The organism is Streptomyces sp. NPDC102441 (genome assembly GCF_044765585.1).
Taxonomy (GTDB): Bacteria; Actinomycetota; Actinomycetes; order Streptomycetales; family Streptomycetaceae; genus Streptomyces.
Genome location: NZ_JBIWKH010000015.1, coordinates 163,899 through 181,726, shown reverse-complemented (window position 1 = coordinate 181,726; position 17,828 = coordinate 163,899). Strand labels below are relative to the sequence as shown.

Sequence of the window (17,828 nt, the reverse complement as noted above, 5' to 3'; positions counted from 1 at the left end):
GGCGAGGTACATGACCGTCAACACCGCTCAGCGCCCGCGCCATCCCGTTCCTTGGCAACGGAACGGCAAAATACTTGCACTCACCATCTAGTTCAAGGGGTCCGGGAACGCCGAAGGGGCCGTCCGCACCACGGATGGCGGACGACCCCTTCGGTGCGTACAGGCCCTACGAAGCCTTGGCCTTCTCGCCGTCGGCCTTGGCCGCGACCGGAGCCGGGCTCGGCTTGGCGGCCTCGTAGAACTCCTCGCGCGGAGTCTCCATGGCGCCGAGCGAGACGACCTCGCGCTTCAGGAACATCGCCAGCGTCCAGTCCGCGAAGATCCGGATCTTACGGTTCCAGGTCGGCATCGCCATGCCGTGGTAGCCACGGTGCATGTACCAGGCGAGACGGCCCTTGACCTTGATCTTCACCTTGCCCACGACGATCATCGCGACGCCCTTGTGCAGGCCCAGTCCGGCGACCGCACCCTTGTTGGCGTGGCTGTACTCCTTCTGCGGGAAGCCCCGCATGCCGGAGATGACGTTGTCGCCGAGGACCTTCGCCTGACGCAGCGCGTGCTGGGCGTTCGGCGGGCACCAGGCGTTCGGGTTGCCCGCACGGCGGCCGACCATGTCCGGCACCTGGGCGTTGTCGCCCGCGGCCCAGATGTAGTCGGTGCCCTGCACCTGGAGCTTCTCGGAGGTGTCCACGTGACCACGCGGGCCGAGCGGCAGACCGAAACGGGACAGCGCCGGGTTCGGCTTCACGCCGGCCGTCCAGACGATGGTGTTGGAGTCGACCTCGAGGCCGTTCTTCAGCACCACGTGACCGTCGACGCAGGAGTCCATGGAGGTCGAGAGGTAGACCTCGACACCACGGCTCTCCAGGTGCTCCTTGCCGTACGCGCCCAGCTTCGGGCCGACCTCGGGAAGGATCTTGTCGGCGGCGTCGACCAGGACGAAGCGCATGTCCTCACGCTTCACGCTCGTGTAGTACTTCGCCGCGTCGCGCGCCATGTCCTCGACCTCGCCGATGGTCTCCGCACCGGCGAAGCCGCCGCCCACGAAGACGAACGTCAGCGCCTTGCGGCGGACGTCCTCATCGGTCGTCGAGTCGGCCTTGTCCAGCTGCTCGAGGACGTGGTTGCGCAGGCCGATGGACTCCTCGATGCCCTTCATGCCGATGCCCTGCTCGGCGAGGCCGGGGATCGGGAAGGTACGGGAGATCGCGCCCATCGCGATGACCAGGTAGTCGAAGGGCAGCTCGTAGGCCTCACCGACGAGCGGCGCGACCGTGGCGACCTTGCGGTCCTGATCGATGGTCGTGACACGGCCGGTGAGAACCTCTGCCTTGGGCAGCACGCGTCGCAGCGGGACGACGACATGCCGAGGCGAGATGCTGCCGGCAGCAGCTTCGGGGAGGAAGGGCTGGTACGTCATGTACGAGCGCGGGTCGACGACCGTGACGGTCGCCTCTCCATACCGCATCTTCTTCAGAATGCGACGAGCTGCGTACAGGCCTACGTACCCACCGCCTACAACGAGGATCCTGGGACGCTCCGTGGTGCTCATGCCATCGAGTATCCACCCCCCTCGGGGGGCATGCTCGTGAGCCCCTTCACAAGGTATGGCCCACCCTCTGCTACACTTCGCCGCCCACGTGACCCAGGTCATGGTGCGGGTGGGGAACCACGGCCTTCCGGCGAACGTTGTTCACCGCTTGTGAGCTGGCCCTTGAGTCCTCGGGCGGGAGGAACCACCCACCGGGGACACGCCCCGGCCACACCCCCGAAACCCTCCCGCAGTACCCCGCCGCGGACCTCCGGACGCCCCGCACGGCCCTCCAGGAGCAGAACTTCGCCCAGTAGGGCCGAATTCCTTGTGAAGAAGTTCACGAAGTTCGTCGGAGCACCTCGCGAAAGCCCCCTCCGGACGGATCCGGAGGGGGCTTCGCGGGCTCAAAGGTGCAGGCCGGAATGCGTATGAGCGGCGTCTCGCCACATCGGCGACGGCGCTGTGATCAGGCGGCCGACCAGGCGATCCCGTCGAGAATGTCGTGTTCGCTGACGACGACCTCACGGGCCCCGGTCCGCTCCATCACCGCGAGCAGGACGAGCGCCCCCGAGGCGATCACATCGACCCGGCCCGGATGCATCGCGGGAATCGCCGCGCGCTCCTCGTGCGTCGAGGCGAGCAGCCGCGCGGTGATCTCCCGGACCTGCCCTACGGAGACCCGGGAGTGGTGGATCGCCTCGGAGTCGTACTCCTTCAGCCCGAGCGCCGTCGCGGCGATGGTCGTGACCGTCCCGGCGAGACCGACGAGCGTCGCAGCCGACGAGATCGGCACGCTCTCCTCCGCCAGGTCCAGGGCGGCGTCGATGTCCGCGCGGATCGCCGCGACCCGGTCGGGCGTGGGCGGGTCCACCACAGCCCCGTCCAGGACCAGGTGACGCTCGGTCATCCGTACGCAGCCGATGTCCACGGACCGGGCGGCACGGACACGGTCGTCACCGACGACGAACTCGGTGGAGCCACCGCCGATGTCCACGACGAGATACGGCTTCTCCAGATGGTCGGCGCCCACCAGTTCCCTGGTGGCGCCGTCGAAGGAGAACTGCGCCTCCTGGTCACCGGTGATGACCTCGGGCTCGACGCCCACGATGTCCAGGACGCCACGGACGAACGTGTCGCTGTTCTCCGCGTCGCGGGAAGCGGACGTGGCGACGAACCGGATCCGGTCGGCGCCGAGCTCCTCGATCACGGCCGCGTACTCGCGGCAGGCGTCGAAGGTGCGCTCCAGCGCCTCGGGGGCCAGCCGGCCGGTCCGGTCGACGCCCTGGCCGAGCCGGACGATCCGCATCCGGCGGTCGAGCTCGGTGAACTCCCCGGTGGCGGGATCCACATCCGCGACGAGCAGGCGGATGGAGTTGGTACCGCAGTCGATGGCGGCAACGCGGGTCATGGGGCTCCTGTGTCTGTACGTGCGGCGGGTCAGGACGCGTCGGGCTCGGCACCGGAACCGCACGGCGTGACGCACGGCCCCTTCGCCCACCACTCCGGCAGCATCGCGATCGCCTCGTCGCCCAGCGGGTTCACTCCGGGGCCCGCCGCCAGCGAGTGGCCGACCAGGACGTGCAGGCACTTCACCCGGTCCGGCATGCCGCCCGCGCTCGGGAAGCCCTCCAGGACCTCGATGGCGTCACGGCGCGCGAGGTAGTCCTCGTGCGCGGCCCGGTAGGCGGCGGCCAGCTCCGGATCCGTCGTGAGCCGCTCGGTCATCTCCTTCATGACCCCGTTGGCCTCCAGCGTGCCGATCGCGGAGGCCGCACGCGGGCAGGTCAGGTAGTACGTCGTCGGGAACGGCGTGCCGTCCTCCAGACGGGGCTGCGTCTCGACCACGTCCGGGTTGCCGCACGGGCAGCGGTGCGCGATGGCGCGCAGCCCTCGCGGCGGCCGGCCGAGCTGGAGCTCGAACGCGGCGATGTCCGCAGCGGTGGGCGTGGTGGATTCGGTCTGCGGAGGGGGCGTGTCCATGCCTGCCTTGAATGTCATCGGTCGGACTGTATGAATCGGTACGGGGAGAAGACCCTGCGCCGGTACGGGATCACTCGCGGTCCGCGCTGTCGACGCCGTCCCAGAGGTTCGAGTGCCAGGGCCGCCCGGTCGCACCCGGATCACCCTGGCGGACCTCTGCCGCGTCCGGGTCGATCACCGTGTAGCCGGTCTCGCCGGGCAGCACGTAGTGGAGGTGCTGGCGTGCCAGACGGCGGATGTACGCGTCGTCCTTGAGCCGCGCCTTCTCGTCGCGCAGCTCCTCGGTCCGCTCGTGCGCCTCCCGCGAGAGCCTCTCCTGGTCGGCGATCTGGTCGCGCTGGGAGATGTACTGCCGCATGGGATACGCGAGGGCGACCACCAGGGAGCAGACGATCAGCGCCAGGAACGCCGCCCGCCCGGTGAGCCGTGAGCGGCGGGCCTGGCGGCGGCTCTGCGACCGGTAGACACGGGCCGCCGTCTGCTCACCGAGCAGCCGCAGCCTGGTCGTGGTGGAGAACCGGTCGCGCTCCTTCCCGGCCATGTCTCACGCCTCCCCGTTACGCACGTCCGTCCCCGCACACGGTACGGGACCGGATGCGGGGACGGACGGAGGCTGGTGCTCCGGACTCGGGCTGTCAGCCCTCGTAGCGGAACCGCGGGAACGCCGAACGCCCGGCGTACACCGCGGCGTCGTCGAGGATCTCCTCGATGCGCAGCAGCTGGTTGTACTTGGCGACGCGGTCCGAGCGGGCCGGGGCACCGGACTTGATCTGGCCACAGTTCACGGCGACGGCGAGGTCGGCGATGGTGACGTCCTCGGTCTCACCGGAGCGGTGGGACATCATGCACTTGAGGCCGTTGCGCTGGGCCAGCTCGACGGCGTCCAGGGCCTCGGTCAGCGAACCGATCTGGTTGACCTTGACGAGCAGGGCGTTGGCCGAACCCTCCTCGATACCGCGGGAGAGGCGCTCGGGGTTGGTGACGAACAGGTCGTCGCCGACGATCTGCACCTTGGAGCCGAGCCGCTCGGTGATCGTCTTCCAGCCCGCCCAGTCGTCCTCGTACAGCGGGTCCTCGATGGAGACCACCGGGTACGCGGAGACGAGCTCCTCGTAGTACTCGGTCATCTCGGCGGCCGTGCGGGACTTGCCCTCGAACTCGTAGACGCCGTCCTTGTAGAACTCGGACGCGGCGGCGTCGATCGCGACCGCGATGTCACGGCCCGGGACGTAACCGGCCTTCTCGATGGCCTCGATGATGAGGTCGAGGGCGGCACGGTTGGACTCGAGGTCGGGGGCGAAGCCGCCCTCGTCACCGAGACCGGTGGACAGGCCCTTTTCCTTCAGGACCTTCTTCAGCGTGTGGTAGACCTCCGAGCCCCAGCGAACGGCCTCGGAGAAGGACTCGGCGCCGATCGGCGCGATCATGAACTCCTGGATGTCCACGTTGGAGTCGGCGTGCGAGCCGCCGTTCACGATGTTCATCATCGGCACGGGCAGCAGGTGCGCGTTCGGACCGCCGAGGTAGCGGAACAGCGGGAGGTCGGACGCCTCGGACGCGGCGTGCGCCACGGCCAGCGAGACACCGAGGATGGCGTTGGCGCCGAGGGAGCCCTTGTTCTCGGTCGCGTCCAGGTCGAACATCGCCTGGTCGATGAGGCGCTGCTCGGTGGCGTCGTAACCGACGAGCTCCGGGCCGATCTGCTCGATCACGGCGAGGACGGCCTTCTCGACGCCCTTGCCCATGTAACGGTTGGGGTCGCCGTCGCGAAGCTCAATGGCCTCGAACGCGCCGGTGGAGGCGCCGGACGGAACAGCAGCACGTCCCGTGCTGCCGTCGTCGAGGCCAACCTCGACCTCGACCGTGGGGTTACCCCGGGAGTCGAGGATTTCCCTGGCTACGACGACGTCGATGGACGGCACGAGGCATCTCCTTCTGGGATCTGACACTGGTTGTGCAGGGTCACTGTGGCCTTGCGCCACGAGCCTAACCGGCTCGGCACGCTCCGTCGGCCGTCCGCCCGCCTCCCGGGACGAAAAAGGACCCAAGAGCCCGCATTACGGGCAAATCTCTGCACCCGCCGGGGCCGGACACGACTCCGGCCCGGCGCACGGGGGGTCGGCGCGCCGGGCCGGAGCCTCCGGGGCAGGAGGAGGACCCCGGTGCTTTACGACTACTTCAGGTGGAGCTGCTGACCCGGGAAGATCAGGTCGGCTTCGTCGACGATGTCGCCGTTCAGCTTGAACAGCTTCTCCCAGCCGCCCTTGACCTTCTTCGTGTCAGCGATCTTGCTGAGGGTGTCCCCGGCCTTCACCTTGTACTCGCCGTCACCCTTCTCGACCTTCTTGCCGGTCGGGGTGGTGACGGTCTTCTCGGGGGCCGTGCGCTTCTCGCTGCGCGTGGTGGGCTGCTCGGCCTTGCGCTCCGGCGTGGCCTGCGGGGCCGTGTCGCCGTTCTTCTCCGAGCCGGTGTCGACACCCGGGTCCACACCGTCGTTCGACAGCCCGCCGGCACCGGCGCAGGCCCAGGCGCCCGGGCCCTGCAGGTCGAGGAGCTTCTCGGCGGCGGCTATCTGCTGGTCCTTGCTGGCCAGGTCCGCGCGGGAGGCGTACTGCGTACCGCCGGCGGCAGCCCAGCTGGACGCCGAGAACTGCAGCCCGCCGTAGTAGCCGTTGCCGGTGTTGATGGACCAGTTGCCGCCCGACTCGCACTGGGCGACGGCGTCCCAGGTGTCGACGGAGGCGGCGGAGGCGCCCGTGGCGCCCATCAGCGGTACGACGACGGCGGCACCGGTGACACCGGCCAGGGTGGCGACACGGGCGGCCTTGGACGGGCGACGGTGCTTGCCCTTGCTGGAAAGCAGCATGGTTCTCCTCACCGACGCCTACGAGGTGAGCTGTCGGGTTCGGGCCTGTGAGTTGCCCGGCCGCCCTCACTCTCGGACGACTTCACCCCTAGCCGTACCTCGACCCGTCTTCCGACGGCCGGGTCCGGCGCTTACCTGGGTCCCCCGCTCCTGCCTACGGCGCTTTACGCGTCGTTCCCTTCGGCCGACGGCAGGATTCGGCGTGACGGTCGAAGGTGCCCGCGGTGCGAGCGGCTCCGACCGTAAACACACGCAACCCCCACATTCAAAGATGGACATAACGACCAATCAGCCCGTAACGGCCCGATGTGGAGGGTCGTTTTCGCAGGTCGGAGCCAATATGGACGGACCGGGCGCACCGGGCGCACCAGTTGAAGCAAAGAGACCCATGTCTCACTTACGCATAAGTGGACATAGGCCTCTGAACTGCCCCCGTTTTCGGGGTGTTTTCCCGCTTTGATCAGTTGGTGCCGGCGGTCTCCGCCTTGGCGCCCTTCGCGTCCGACCTGAGGTCGAGGACCTGGCCGGGAAGGATCAGATCCGGGTCGGAGCCCAGCTCGCCCTTGTTGGCCTCGTAGAGGCCGGTCCAGCCACCGACGAGCCCCTGCGCGTCGGCGATCGCCCAGAGGTTGTCGCCCTCGCGGACGGTGTACGTCCCCTCCGCGCCCTGCCGCGCCTCGGATTCGCCGCGCGAGGCGTGCCGGCCGGAGTCGCGCCCGTCGCCCTGATTCGGCCCGGTGGTCGCCTCGGGGGCCGGCGTGCCGCGGTGCTTGCCGGCCGTCGTGCCGTCCTCCTCCGGGACACCGGAGGTCTCGGAGGCCTCGGGGGACGGAGTGGCGGACGGCGACGTGCCGGTCTCGTCGCCCTCGTCCGCCGCGCCGTCCTTGCCGGCCTCGCCCTTCGCGTCGGAGTCGTCGGAGCCGTCGGAGCCGTCCTCCGAGCCATCCTCCGAGCCGTCCTTGCCCTCAGCCGTGTCCGCCGCGTCCGACGCCTCCGGCGAGGGGGTCTCGGACGGGGTCGCGCTTTCCGAGGGCTCCGCCGACGGCTCGCCGCCCGGGTCGACGCCGGGCAGCCCCTCGTCCAGGGCGAGCCCGGAGATCACCGAGCAGCTGGCCCACGCCTGGGGGCCCTTGTCGTCCAGGATCTTCTCCGCGACCTCGATCTGCTGCGAGCGGCTGGCGAGGTCGGCACGGGGCGCGTACGCCGTGCCGCCGTAGGCCGACCAGGTGTCCTCGGAGAGCTGCAGGCCGCCGTAGTGGCCGTTGCCGAGGTCGGCACTCCACATGCCGCCGCTCTCGCATTCGGCGACCCGGTCCCAGGTCGACGCGTCAGCGGCCTGAGCGCCCCCGGCACTGAGCAGCGGGATGGCAATGGCCGATCCGGTGACGCCTGCGGCGACGACGATGGCGGGTGCCTGGCGAGGGCGACGGTGTCTGCCGGTCGCGGAGCCCATGGGATTGCCTTCCGTGTGACTGACATGTGACGGGTGAGTCGAACGGTGAACCTAGCCGTACTCGAACGTGTGTCACAAGTCGATGCAGCGGAGATCACGTGAAAGTCACAGAGTTGACAGGCTGTCACCTTTCTCGGCCGGATCCCCGGGGCCGAACTCGACGGGCAGTGTGCGTAGTCCACGCATGATGAGTCCGCCGCGCCGGCGCAAATCGGCAGGTTCCACAGCAAGCCGCAGGTCGGGAAGGCGCCTCAGCAGGGTCGCCGGCGCCACCTTCCCCTCCGGCCGGTCCGGCGGAGCCCCCGGGCGGTAGTGGATCCCGTGCCCGTATCCGAGGTGCTGATTGTCACTCCGCGCGAGGTCCAGGGTGTCCCCGTCCTGGAATCGCTCCGGGTCCCGGTAGGCGCAGCGCAGGAGCTCCGCGGCCGCCGGATACCGTCGTCAGGTGAACCACACCCCGTCGCCGGAACTCTTCACCTGGGAGTTCGCCACCGACCCGTATCGCGCGTACGCCTCGCTCCGCGAGCACAGCCCCGTGCACCGCACCACCCTGCCCAGCGGTGTCGAGGCCTGGCTGGTGACCCGCTACACGGATGCCCGGCAGACCCTCGCCGACAGCCGCCTGTCGAAGAACCCGGCGCACCACGCCGAAGACGCGCACGGGAAGAGCAGAACCGGCATCCCCGGGGAGCGCAGCGCCAACCTCATGACGCACCTGCTGAACATCGACCCGCCCGATCACACCCGGCTGCGCAGGCTCGTGTCCAAGGCGTTCACCCCGCGCCGCGTTGCCGAGTTCGCACCGCGAGTGCAGGAGCTGACGGACCGCCTCATCGACGGCTTCGCCGACCGGGGGAACGCGGACCTCATCCACGACTTCGCCTTCCCGCTGCCCATCTATGCGATCTGCGACCTGCTCGGAGTCCCGAGCGAGGACCAGGACGACTTCCGGGACTGGGCAGGGATGATGATCCGGCACGGTGGCGGCCCTCGCGGCGGAGTGGCCCGGTCGGTGAAGAAGATTCGCAACTATCTCGCCGAACTGATCCAACGCAAGAGGGAGAAACCCGGCGACGACCTGATCTCCGACCTGATCCGGGCAAGCGACCATGGCGAGCACCTCACCGAGAACGAGGCCGCCGCCATGTGCTTCGTCATCCTCTTCGCGGGTTTCGAAACCACCATCAACTTGATCGGAAACAGCGCCCACGCGTTCTTTCACAACCCCGCGCAGCGCTCCGTCTTCCAGGATGCTGTCGACCGGGGTGACGACGCCCTCCTGGATACCGGCATCGAGGAGCTGCTGCGCTTCGACGGCCCGGTGGAAATGGCCACCTGGCGCTACGCCACCGAGGCGCTCGAAATCGGCGGGCAGCAGATCCGCGAGGGCGATCCGGTGTTGGTCGTACTCGCTGCGGCTGACCGTGATCCGGCACGCTTCGAGGAGCCGGACACCCTCGACCTCTCCCGCCGCGACAACCAACACCTCGGGTACGGGCACGGCATCCACTACTGCCTGGGCGCCCCGCTCGCCCGGCTGGAGGGCCGCACCGCGCTGGCGACCCTGTTCCGTCGTCTGCCGGATCTTCAGCTTGCCGTGCCCGCTGACGACCTGCGGTGGAGGGGTGGCCTCATCATGCGCGGCCTGCGCACGCTGCCGGTGGAGTTCACGCCCCGGTGACGGCCCGGAGGCCAGGCCCGCGAGGGCCCGTCCCGTATCAGGTCCGTGGCGAACTCCCAGGTGAAGAGTCCGGGCGCCGTGTCGGGCGCGGGGGCCGTGCCGGGGCTGTCGTTCACTCCTCGGCGCTGTCCGGAGCGGCCTCGGGGCTCCCGAGCCCCTCCGCCGCCCGGATCGCGTCCCGGTAGGCGCGGGCGGCGGCCCGCAGGGCGGCTTCCGGGTCGGCGCCGTCCTGTTCGGCCCGTACGGCGAGGGCGAGGAGCCGGTAGCCGACCCCGTCGCCCTCGGGGAGCGCGGCGTCGAGACCCGCTGCACGGGCCCTGCTGCCGAGCTTGGCGGCCAGTGCCAGACCGGGCTGGCCGAGCGGCACCCCGTCGGTCACCGACTCGCGCTGCTTCTCGATCGCCTTCGTACGGAGCCAGTGCGCGCGGACGTCCTCCGGGGTCTCGGCGGTCTCGTCGCCGAACACGTGCGGGTGACGGTGGATCAGCTTCTCGACGATCGTGGCCGCGACGTCGTCGATACCGAACGGCTCCTCCTGGTCCTCCTGCGCGATACGGGCGTGGAAGACGACCTGGAGCAGTACGTCGCCGAGCTCCTCGCGCAGTTCCCCGCGGTCGCCGTCCTCGATGGCCTCGACCAGTTCGTACGCCTCCTCAATGGCGTACTTCGCGAGGCCCTCGTGCGTCTTCTGCGAGGTCCACGGGCATTCGAGCCGGATCCGGTCCATGACCTGGACCAGATCGAGGAGCCGCGCGCCGGGCAGGTCGTACGAACCCGGCAGCAGCTCCAGGTCCGGCATCTGCACCCGGCCCGAACCGCCGAGCCGGGCCAGGCCGTCGGTGAGCGGCTGATTGCCCTCGCCGCCCACCAGCACCACCACGGTCCGGCCGCCCGCGCAGTCGTCCACCAGCTCCTCGGCCGAGGGAGCGGTGTGCTCCACGGCCACCCCCGCCTCCCGCAGATACGGCAGCTGCGGGTGGCCGGACTCGGCGCACAGCACCCGGTCGGCGGCCCGCAGCGTCTGCCAGGCGGGCCAGGACAGCAGACCGGGGGCGACCCGGTGGCTGGCGGTGAGCAGGACGATACGGCCGGGGTCTTCAGCGTTCACACCCCGAACCTACCTCCGGGTGCCCCAGGTGTTCTGTCCGGTCGAGGTCAGGCGCCTGCCTCCGGCTCCTGCCCCTGGACGGGGGTGACCTGGGTGATCCACGGGGCCTTGTAGGTGCTGAGCTGGACCTTCTGGTCGTCCCAGCTGCCGTAGCGCGGGTTGACGTCGATGCGCAGCGCCTTCGACGCCGCGGTGAGGCTCTGGCCGACCTGCTGCACCCCGGTGGGGTCCTGCAGATCGGCGCCGAGCGCCTGCGCCAGCTTCTGGAGCTGGACCTCCTGGCGCAGACTCGCCTCGATCTGGCCGGGCGCCACCCAGCGCTGCTCCAGCATCAGCGTCCGCACGCCCTGGTCCCCGCCGGACTGCTGGGCGGCGGCGCTGCGGATCTGCTGGATCTCCTTACGGCTGACGCTCACGCCGGCGTCCTCGGCGGCACGGTCCAGGACCTGCCCGAAGATCAGGCCGGACAGCTTGACGCGGTTCAGCTGGCCCGATTTCGCCACCAGTTCCTCGGACCGTTCGGAGTCCTGCTGCGCGGTGCGCACGTCGGCCGCCTGCGCCTGGACCGTGGCCACGTCGATGCGGTCGCCGCCGACCACGGCCGCGGCACCGGGATGGGCCTCGCTGCCACAGGCGGTCAGGAGCGGCGCCGCGACGAGCGTTGCGGCGGAAAGGGCGAGCGCGGTGCGACGTCGGCGGTGCAAAGGAGCCTCCCGGGGAGAGTTTGTGCATCAGTGCACAAAGCCTTGCGGTGATCGATGTTAGGCAGTGGACGTGATTGGGGCCACTGCTTCGACCAACGATTTCCGGACCGGTCAGTGTGGGGTCGCGGACGGAATCCCTTCCGGCCCGCCCGTTCCGGCCGTCCGGTGCCTCACACCGAACCGCGTACGTCCTGGTGGTGGGTCAGTTGCCGGCGGAGCTCGACGGGGAGCGGGTGGTGCGGTCCGTAGGCGCGCTCCGTGTCGTACAGCAGGGTCTGCAACTGGGCGCGGCCCGCCGTGTGGTCGCCCATCCCGAGCAGGAGATGGCCGATCCGGTGGCGGATGTCAAAGGCGCGGCCGGGGCCGGAGGACGTCGCGTAGCCGTTCTCGTAGTACGGGAGGACGGCGCGGTACTCGGTGAGCGCTGCGGCCGCCTCACCGAGCTGCTCCAGGCACTGCGCGGCGTCGTGACGGAACTGGAGGGCCTGGGGGTCGGCGGGGCCCGCCTCCGCCACGCGGTCGTCGGCGAGGCGGCGGAGCTCCGGGAGGGCGCGGCGGTACTGGCCGTCGTCCATCAGCGTGGCCGCGTACTGCTTGCGCAGGATCCTCACGACCGGTGAGTGTTCGCCGTGTTCCTGGGCGGCGGCAGGGAGGATCCCCCCGAGGATGTCGACGGCCTGGGTGATGCGGCCCTCCCCGAGCAGCCGCTTCACGTCGTCGACGGCCTGCGCCACGTTCGGCCGGGCGGGCCGGCCCTGGGGTTCTGCGGGTGCCTGCTGGGCGGGGACGGGCGCCGTCGCCGGGACGGCCGCCCTGTCCGGCCAGGGGGCGTGCGGGCGGAGGAAGGGCCGGGTCGGGTCGAGGGGCCCGGCCGGTGTGCCTCCGGCGGGCAGCAGGGGCCGCAGGGACTCGTAGACCTCCTGGGCTGAGGCAGGGCGGTCCTGCGGGTCCTTGGAGAGCAGCTTCAGGACGAGTGCTTCGAGCGGCTCGGGGACCTCGGGCCTCAGCTGCCGGACGGGGAGCGGTGGCTCGTAGAGATGGCGGTGCAGGACGCCCAGGGCGGTGGAGCCGGAGAACGGCACGTCACCGCTGAGGAGTTCGTGCAGGAGCACACCGAGCGCGTACAGGTCGGTGTAGGGGCCGACGGCGCCGCCCATCGCCTGCTCGGGCGCCATGTAGGCGGGCGAGCCGATCGGTGAGCCCGTGTGCGTCAGGCGGGTGGTGTCGGTGTCCATGACGGAGGCGATACCCAGGTCGAGCACCGTCACGGTGCCGTCGGGCTTCACCATCGCGTTACGGGGCTTGAGGTCGCGGTGGACGATCGGCACGGCGTGCACAGCGGAGAGCACCGCGCACAGCTGGGCGGCGACCGCCACGGCCCAGGGCCAGGGATAGGGGACGTGCTCGGCGAGGTGGTCGGCGAGGTCGGCGCCCTCGACGTACTGCATGACGAGATAGAGGTCGTCGCCGTCGCTCCCCGCGTCATGGACGGTGACCAGACCGGGGTGGTCGACCTGCGCGGTCACCCGGCACTCACGGACGAACCGGCGGCGCAGCTCTTCGGGTGCGTCGCCCCCGGAAGGGCCCGCGACCCGGTCGGGGCGCAGGAGCTTCACCGCGACCCTGCGGTCGAGGCGCTGGTCGTACGCCGTCCAGACCTGCCCCATCCCGCCCTGGCCGAGAATGGTCGCCAGCTGGTAACGCCCGGCGATGACACGTCCGTTCACCGGCTGTCGCCTTCCTTGCGGAGGTAGTCGCTCAGCTCGTCGAGCTCGGCGCGCACCTGGTCGAGGCGCTGCGGGGTGGCGGGCCTCGGGGTGGTGGGCGGTGCGGCGGGTGCGGGCGGCATGGGCGCGGAGCTCTGCTGCGGGGCCGGCGGACGGCCGTAGGGAGGGGAGGGCTGGGGCGGCGGGGCGGACACCGTCTGCTGCGCCGCGAATCCGGTGGACGGGAAGGGCCCGGGGTGCTGACCGCTGTAGGGGTTGCCGTACGGGCCGGGGCGGGGACCCGCCTGCGGGCCGGTCCGGGCGCCGCCGTACGGGCCGAAGTGCCGTATGTCCGTGTACAGGTAGTGGGTGACCGAGCCGACGAGAACCACCAGCATCCAGGACAGCATGACGATCGCCTGACCGTCCGTGAGCGTGTCGTCCTCCACCGGCAACGAACCGAGGTACACGATGAGTCCGACGTTCAGCGCCAGCACGAGGCCGAACAGCCACCAGTCGCGCTGCTTACGGGTGACGATCGCCAGCCGCAGCATGGGCGCCCAGGCGAGGAACGTGCAGCTCAGCAGGGCCAGTGCCACGAAGACCACGCGCAGCGTGACCAGCGAGGACGAGGAAAGGCGAGGCTTCGGCTGCTGCTCCGGCGGATAGCCGTAGCCGTGCATGTGCTGCTCCCGGAGGGCGTGGAATGGGACGTGTGCAGTGAGCGTATACACCGATACGGACAACCGGTCCCGGGATGTGCACAACCGTTGTGCTTCACGTCACTCCGGAGCGACCGATCCGTCCGTGAGTCCGTCGTACATCCCCTGCACGAGTTGCCCGCCGAGCCGCCCGGCCGTGCGCAGCGCGTCCTCGAAGGCGGCGAGGGCGCTGAACTGCTCACCGTATGTGCGCTGTTCGGCCAGGGGCAGGCGCGGCACCTGGAGGCGGCGGGCGTCGAGCCGTGTCGCGGTGGAGGCATAACTGCTGGCCTGCCGGTTGTTGGCGGTGCCGCGCAGGAAGCCGGCGAGGAACCAGGGGTCCAGGGCCGCCGGATCGGGGCGCAGGAGCTGGAGGTTGCGGCCGAGCGCGGCCCCCGCGGTGGCTTCGTCGACGACTCTGGCGACCGCGCCGCCGCCGAGTACGGGCACGATGACGTCACCCGGTTCCAGCAGGAGCGGCTCGTCCTGCGGGGACGCGGCCGGTGTGGAGGGCGCCCCACTGGGGGCGGTGCCGGCGAGGACGTCCTGCTCGGTGAGGACCGGTACGGTGCCGGCGCCGGAGCCGGAGCCGGTCCGCAGGTGCAGGGCGCCCGCGCGGGCCAGTTCACCGACCGTGGTGAAGGGCCGCCTGGCCGGTTCGCAGGGGACTGCGGGGGGCGGTGTGAGCCGGGCGGTCAGCTTCAGGGTGTCGTCCAGCCGTTCCCGTACGCGGACGAGTTCGGCCGCGCCCCCGCCCGCGGCCGTTGGCGGCAGATGACGGGCGGGGGCCAGGTCCACGTCGTCGTCGAGGAGTTCGATGACGGGGACGGCCCGGCTGGTCCCGGGGCGCTCCTCGACGGGCTCACGGCGACCCGGCACGTCGAAGGGGGCCCACGCGTCGAGCACCGCGCCGCGCACCGCGGGCCAGTCCAGCCGGTCACGGCCGGACGGGGCACCTGCGGACTCGGGCTCCGCCGCGTCGACGACGAGGAGTTCGGGCGCCGGGGACTGCTCGGAGCCCGGCTTTCGCAGGACCCAGATGTGGAGGGGGATGCCGTACGGGGGTGCGGCGCCGGCCGGGAGCGCGATGACGGCGCGGAGGGCGCCGCGGCGGAGCAGGTCGGCGCGGATCCGGCGTCCGGAGCGGCGTGAGGCGGCGGCCGGTGGCATCAGCACGACGGCGGTGCCGCCCTCGCGGAGATGGGCGAGGGCGTGCTGGACCCAGGCGAGTTCGGACTCGGTGCGTGCGGGGAAGCCGTACTCCCAGCGGGGGTCGTAGGCCAGTTCGTCATGGCCCCAGTCGCGTTCGTTGAACGGCGGGTGGCAGAGCACCACGTCCGCGCCGAGTCCGGGGAACGCGTCGGTGCGCAGGGTGTCGCCGGTCCGGACCGCGAGTGCGGGCGCGTCGGTTCCTTTCGCCGTGGAGTGCAGGGCGAGCCGGAGCGCGGTGAGCGCCGCCAGGTCGGGATCGGCCTCCTGGGCGTACAGCGCGGTGGGCCGGCCGACGGCGCACAGCAGGGCGCCGGTCCCTGACGCCGGGTCGAGGACCGTTCGGGAGCTCTTTCCGCCGCTCTGCCGGGCCGCACCCCTGGCCGGTGTCGCGAGGTCGGCCATCAGCTCGGCGAGTCCGGGGGGCGTGAGTGTGTACTGGCGCGGGTTGGCGTCCAGCTGGCGTCCGAAGAGGAAGTCGAACGCCTGCCGGGCGCCGGTCTCCGCCGCCAGTTCGGCCGCGGCGCGCAGCAGCGGGACGGATGGCAGGAGTGCGGAAGCCGTGGGCGTGGGGACCGCGCTCCCGTCTCCGAAGCGGTCCGTGAGCACGTGGTCCAGAGCGGCCGGAAGCACACCTGCCATCCGGGCGTCCGAGACCGCGGTGATCTCCAGCCAGGCGGTGGGCCTGTCCCGGACGAGCAGAAGGGCGCACCCGGCGTGGACGAGTGCGGTCACGGCGCCGTCGGGGTGGCCCGCCAGCTGCTGCCAGACCCGCTCGCGCAGCGGTACCTCGGCGAGCTTGCCCTGGTCGCGCAGCCACTGTTCGACCTCGTGGAGCGCGAAGGAGGGGCTGGCCTCGGTCCCCCCGACAGGTTTCGGGAACCCGGCGTGCCGGCGGCGCCAGTTGCTGACGGCCGCTCGGCCCACGCCCGCGAGTCTGGCGATTCCGGCCGCGGTCACCTCGGTCGAGTCGGTCGAGTTGTCCGGCACTGGCCTGTCTCCCGTTCCGCGCACATCGGTGTCACCTGCTGTGTGGGGGCGAGCATACCGATACCGCCGAGTCACCGGTTCACAGGCTTTGTTCTGTTGACTCGGTTCACAGGGAATGCTCTTATTGACCTGCCGCACATCAATGCGGCGCTTCATTCCGCTCACAGTCCCCGTTCTTCATCGGAAGGGCACAGCCATGTCCCAGTACACGCAGCCGCAACAGCCCCAGCAGCCGTACGCCCCCGCACAGACGCCGGGCACCCGCCCCGCTCGCAACGGTCTCGGCATCGCCGCCCTCGTCCTCGGCATCATCGGCACGGTCTCCGGGCTGATCCCGTTCTTCTTCTGGCTCGCGGGAATCCTCGGCCTCATCGCCCTGATCCTGGGCCTGGCAGGCCGGGGCCGCGCCAAGCGCGGAGAGGCCACGAACAAGGGCGTGACGACGTTCGGCGCGGTCCTCGGCCTCGTGTCACTGATCCTGTCGGTCGTCGGGGCGGTCCTGACGTTCAAGGCCGTGGACGACGTGGTGACCGACATCAACAAGGCGGTCGAGGACAGTTCCGCCTCCGCGAAACCGGCCGGTGGCGGGGCGGCCGGCGGCGCCGAGGGCAAGGACGACACCTTGAGACAGGGGGACTCCGCCGCTTACGACGACGGCCTGGAGATCACTGTGAACGCCCCCGCCGCATACACCGCCGACGAGTTCGCGATCGGCCACACCAAGGGCAACAGCGCCTGGACGGTCTCGGTCGTCATCGAGAACAAGGGCAAGGAGAAGTTCGACGCGGCGCTCGTCAGCGTCGACGCCCGGGCGGGCGAGGACGGTGTGAACGCCGAGCAGATCTTCGACGGCAAGGTCGGGGAGGGCTTCACCGGCACCGTCCTGCCGGGCAGGAAGATCACGGCGAAGTACGCCTTCGACGCCCCGGCCGACGCCAGGAACCTGAACGTCGAGGTCGGCCCCGGCTTCGAATGGGACGCGAGCCAGTGGGAGCTGAAGCTCTGACGGAGGGACCACGCGACGCCCCTCCGGACGAGAGCCCCAGGGCCGGCCACCCCTCAGCGGGCGGGCCGGCCCACCGGGGCACCCTTCCCACACGGCCGAGCCGACGTCAACGCGTGGGCGCCTCGGTCGGACTGCCGCCCGTGGGCAGCTTCTCGGCTGGACAGGAGGACAGCACCTTCCGCATGGCGTCCCGCTCGGCCTCCGTCACCCACAGCCCGTACTTGCTCTTCACCGAGACCTGCCCCGCCACGTACGTACAGCGATAGGCCTTGTTGGGCGGCAGCCAGGTCGCGGTGTCCCCGTCCCCCTTGCGGCGGTTGGTGGACGAGTCGGCCGCCAAAAGATTGAGCGGGTCGTTCGCGAACGCCCGCCGCTTTCCGTCGCTCCACTGCTGGGCGCCCTTCTGCCACGCGTCGGAGAGGGCGACCAGGTGGTCTATGTCCACCTTGCTGCGACCGCGTTCGAAAGCGATGCGGCCTCCGGTGTACGGATCGGGGTCGAGGACACCGCTGAGCACCTTGCAGCCGTCCGAGTCCCGCGCGACAGCGGACAACTGCTTTGCCAGTACGTCGTCCCGGGTGCCGCACCCGTTCCGGTCGGTGTCCGCCCAGGCGGACCCGAACTCGTCACGGTCGTATCCCGTCTTCGGCGCCCGGCCCTTCACCACGAGTCCATCGACCGCCCGAAGTGCCGCGCCCCCGGCGGCCGGTGCTGCCGAGGTGGCCGACGGGTCCGGCAGATCGCTCAGGGCGTCGCAGCCCGTGAGGGCGAGCGATCCGGTCATGGCCAGCGTCAGCAACGGGGCCAGGCGGGCACTGCGGGGGCGGCGTACGGAAGGAAGAGGCGTCACAGCGGTCCAGCGTAGGCGCAGGACGCCGGACCGCCGCTTC

Annotated in this window: 15 protein-coding genes, 1 pseudogene and 1 riboswitch; of the genes and pseudogenes, 2 read left to right on the top strand and 14 right to left on the bottom strand. The window is 70.7% G+C overall.

Annotation, left to right across the window (positions count from 1 at the left end; translation table 11 throughout):
* Positions 1-166: 166 nt before the first annotated feature.
* From ACIREO_RS30230 to ACIREO_RS30195, 8 genes and pseudogenes are all read right to left on the bottom strand, one after another.
* Positions 167-1,552, bottom strand: a complete 1,386-nt coding sequence (locus ACIREO_RS30230; protein WP_404115905.1) for an NAD(P)/FAD-dependent oxidoreductase — start codon at positions 1,550-1,552, stop codon at positions 167-169.
* Positions 1,553-2,000: 448 nt separating this feature from the next.
* On the bottom strand, positions 2,001-2,942 hold the full coding sequence (locus ACIREO_RS30225) for an exopolyphosphatase (protein ID WP_404115903.1): 942 nt from the start codon (positions 2,940-2,942) through the stop codon (positions 2,001-2,003).
* Between the two features lie 29 nt (positions 2,943-2,971).
* Positions 2,972-3,514: a DUF501 domain-containing protein gene (locus tag ACIREO_RS30220; protein ID WP_404116070.1), complete on the bottom strand. Its 543-nt coding sequence runs from the start codon at positions 3,512-3,514 to the stop codon at positions 2,972-2,974.
* A gap of 70 nt (positions 3,515-3,584) precedes the next feature.
* Complete coding sequence (locus ACIREO_RS30215) at positions 3,585-4,055, bottom strand: septum formation initiator family protein (protein WP_404115901.1); 471 nt, start codon at positions 4,053-4,055, stop codon at positions 3,585-3,587.
* Between the two features lie 94 nt (positions 4,056-4,149).
* Complete coding sequence (eno, locus tag ACIREO_RS30210; RefSeq protein ID WP_404115899.1) at positions 4,150-5,436, bottom strand: phosphopyruvate hydratase; 1,287 nt, start codon at positions 5,434-5,436, stop codon at positions 4,150-4,152.
* A gap of 251 nt (positions 5,437-5,687) precedes the next feature.
* Positions 5,688-6,380, bottom strand: coding sequence for a transglycosylase family protein (locus tag ACIREO_RS30205; protein ID WP_404115897.1), 693 nt, complete (start codon positions 6,378-6,380; stop codon positions 5,688-5,690).
* Positions 6,381-6,552, bottom strand: a riboswitch (cyclic di-AMP (ydaO/yuaA leader).
* A gap of 288 nt (positions 6,553-6,840) precedes the next feature.
* The gene (locus ACIREO_RS30200; protein WP_404115895.1) at positions 6,841-7,833 is read right to left on the bottom strand and encodes a transglycosylase family protein; all 993 of its coding nucleotides are present in this window, start codon (positions 7,831-7,833) and stop codon (positions 6,841-6,843) included.
* A gap of 105 nt (positions 7,834-7,938) precedes the next feature.
* Positions 7,939-8,250 (bottom strand): annotated as a pseudogene (locus tag ACIREO_RS30195) (cytochrome P450); the annotation flags it as partial.
* 28 nt (positions 8,251-8,278) lie between these two features.
* Here ACIREO_RS30195 and ACIREO_RS30190 point away from each other — a divergent pair.
* Positions 8,279-9,514: a cytochrome P450 gene (locus ACIREO_RS30190; protein ID WP_404115893.1), complete on the top strand. Its 1,236-nt coding sequence runs from the start codon at positions 8,279-8,281 to the stop codon at positions 9,512-9,514.
* A 112-nt stretch (positions 9,515-9,626) separates the two neighbouring features.
* Here the strand turns inward: ACIREO_RS30190 and ACIREO_RS30185 are convergent, their stop codons facing one another.
* From ACIREO_RS30185 to ACIREO_RS30165, 5 genes are all read right to left on the bottom strand, one after another.
* On the bottom strand, positions 9,627-10,622 hold the full coding sequence (locus ACIREO_RS30185) for a nucleoside triphosphate pyrophosphohydrolase (RefSeq protein ID WP_404115891.1): 996 nt from the start codon (positions 10,620-10,622) through the stop codon (positions 9,627-9,629).
* A 47-nt stretch (positions 10,623-10,669) separates the two neighbouring features.
* Positions 10,670-11,326 (bottom strand): SurA N-terminal domain-containing protein, encoded by a 657-nt coding sequence (locus ACIREO_RS30180; protein ID WP_404115889.1) that lies wholly within the window; start codon positions 11,324-11,326, stop codon positions 10,670-10,672.
* Between the two features lie 170 nt (positions 11,327-11,496).
* Positions 11,497-13,053, bottom strand: a complete 1,557-nt coding sequence (locus ACIREO_RS30175) for a protein kinase (protein WP_404115887.1) — start codon at positions 13,051-13,053, stop codon at positions 11,497-11,499.
* The gene (locus ACIREO_RS30170) at positions 13,050-13,715 is read right to left on the bottom strand and encodes a hypothetical protein (protein WP_404115885.1); all 666 of its coding nucleotides are present in this window, start codon (positions 13,713-13,715) and stop codon (positions 13,050-13,052) included. The genes ACIREO_RS30175 and ACIREO_RS30170 overlap by 4 nt, the downstream gene beginning before the upstream one ends.
* Before the next feature lie 99 nt (positions 13,716-13,814).
* Positions 13,815-15,902 carry an N-6 DNA methylase gene (locus ACIREO_RS30165; protein WP_404116068.1) on the bottom strand — a complete coding sequence of 696 codons (2,088 nt, stop codon included), beginning with the start codon at positions 15,900-15,902 and terminating at the stop codon, positions 13,815-13,817.
* A gap of 226 nt (positions 15,903-16,128) precedes the next feature.
* On the opposite strand from ACIREO_RS30165, the gene ACIREO_RS30160 reads away from it, so the two are divergent.
* Positions 16,129-16,938: a DUF4352 domain-containing protein gene (locus ACIREO_RS30160; RefSeq protein ID WP_404115883.1), complete on the top strand. Its 810-nt coding sequence runs from the start codon at positions 16,129-16,131 to the stop codon at positions 16,936-16,938.
* 106 nt (positions 16,939-17,044) lie between these two features.
* Here the strand turns inward: ACIREO_RS30160 and ACIREO_RS30155 are convergent, their stop codons facing one another.
* On the bottom strand, positions 17,045-17,722 hold the full coding sequence (locus ACIREO_RS30155) for an HNH endonuclease family protein (RefSeq protein ID WP_404116066.1): 678 nt from the start codon (positions 17,720-17,722) through the stop codon (positions 17,045-17,047).
* Positions 17,723-17,828 lie beyond the last annotated feature (106 nt).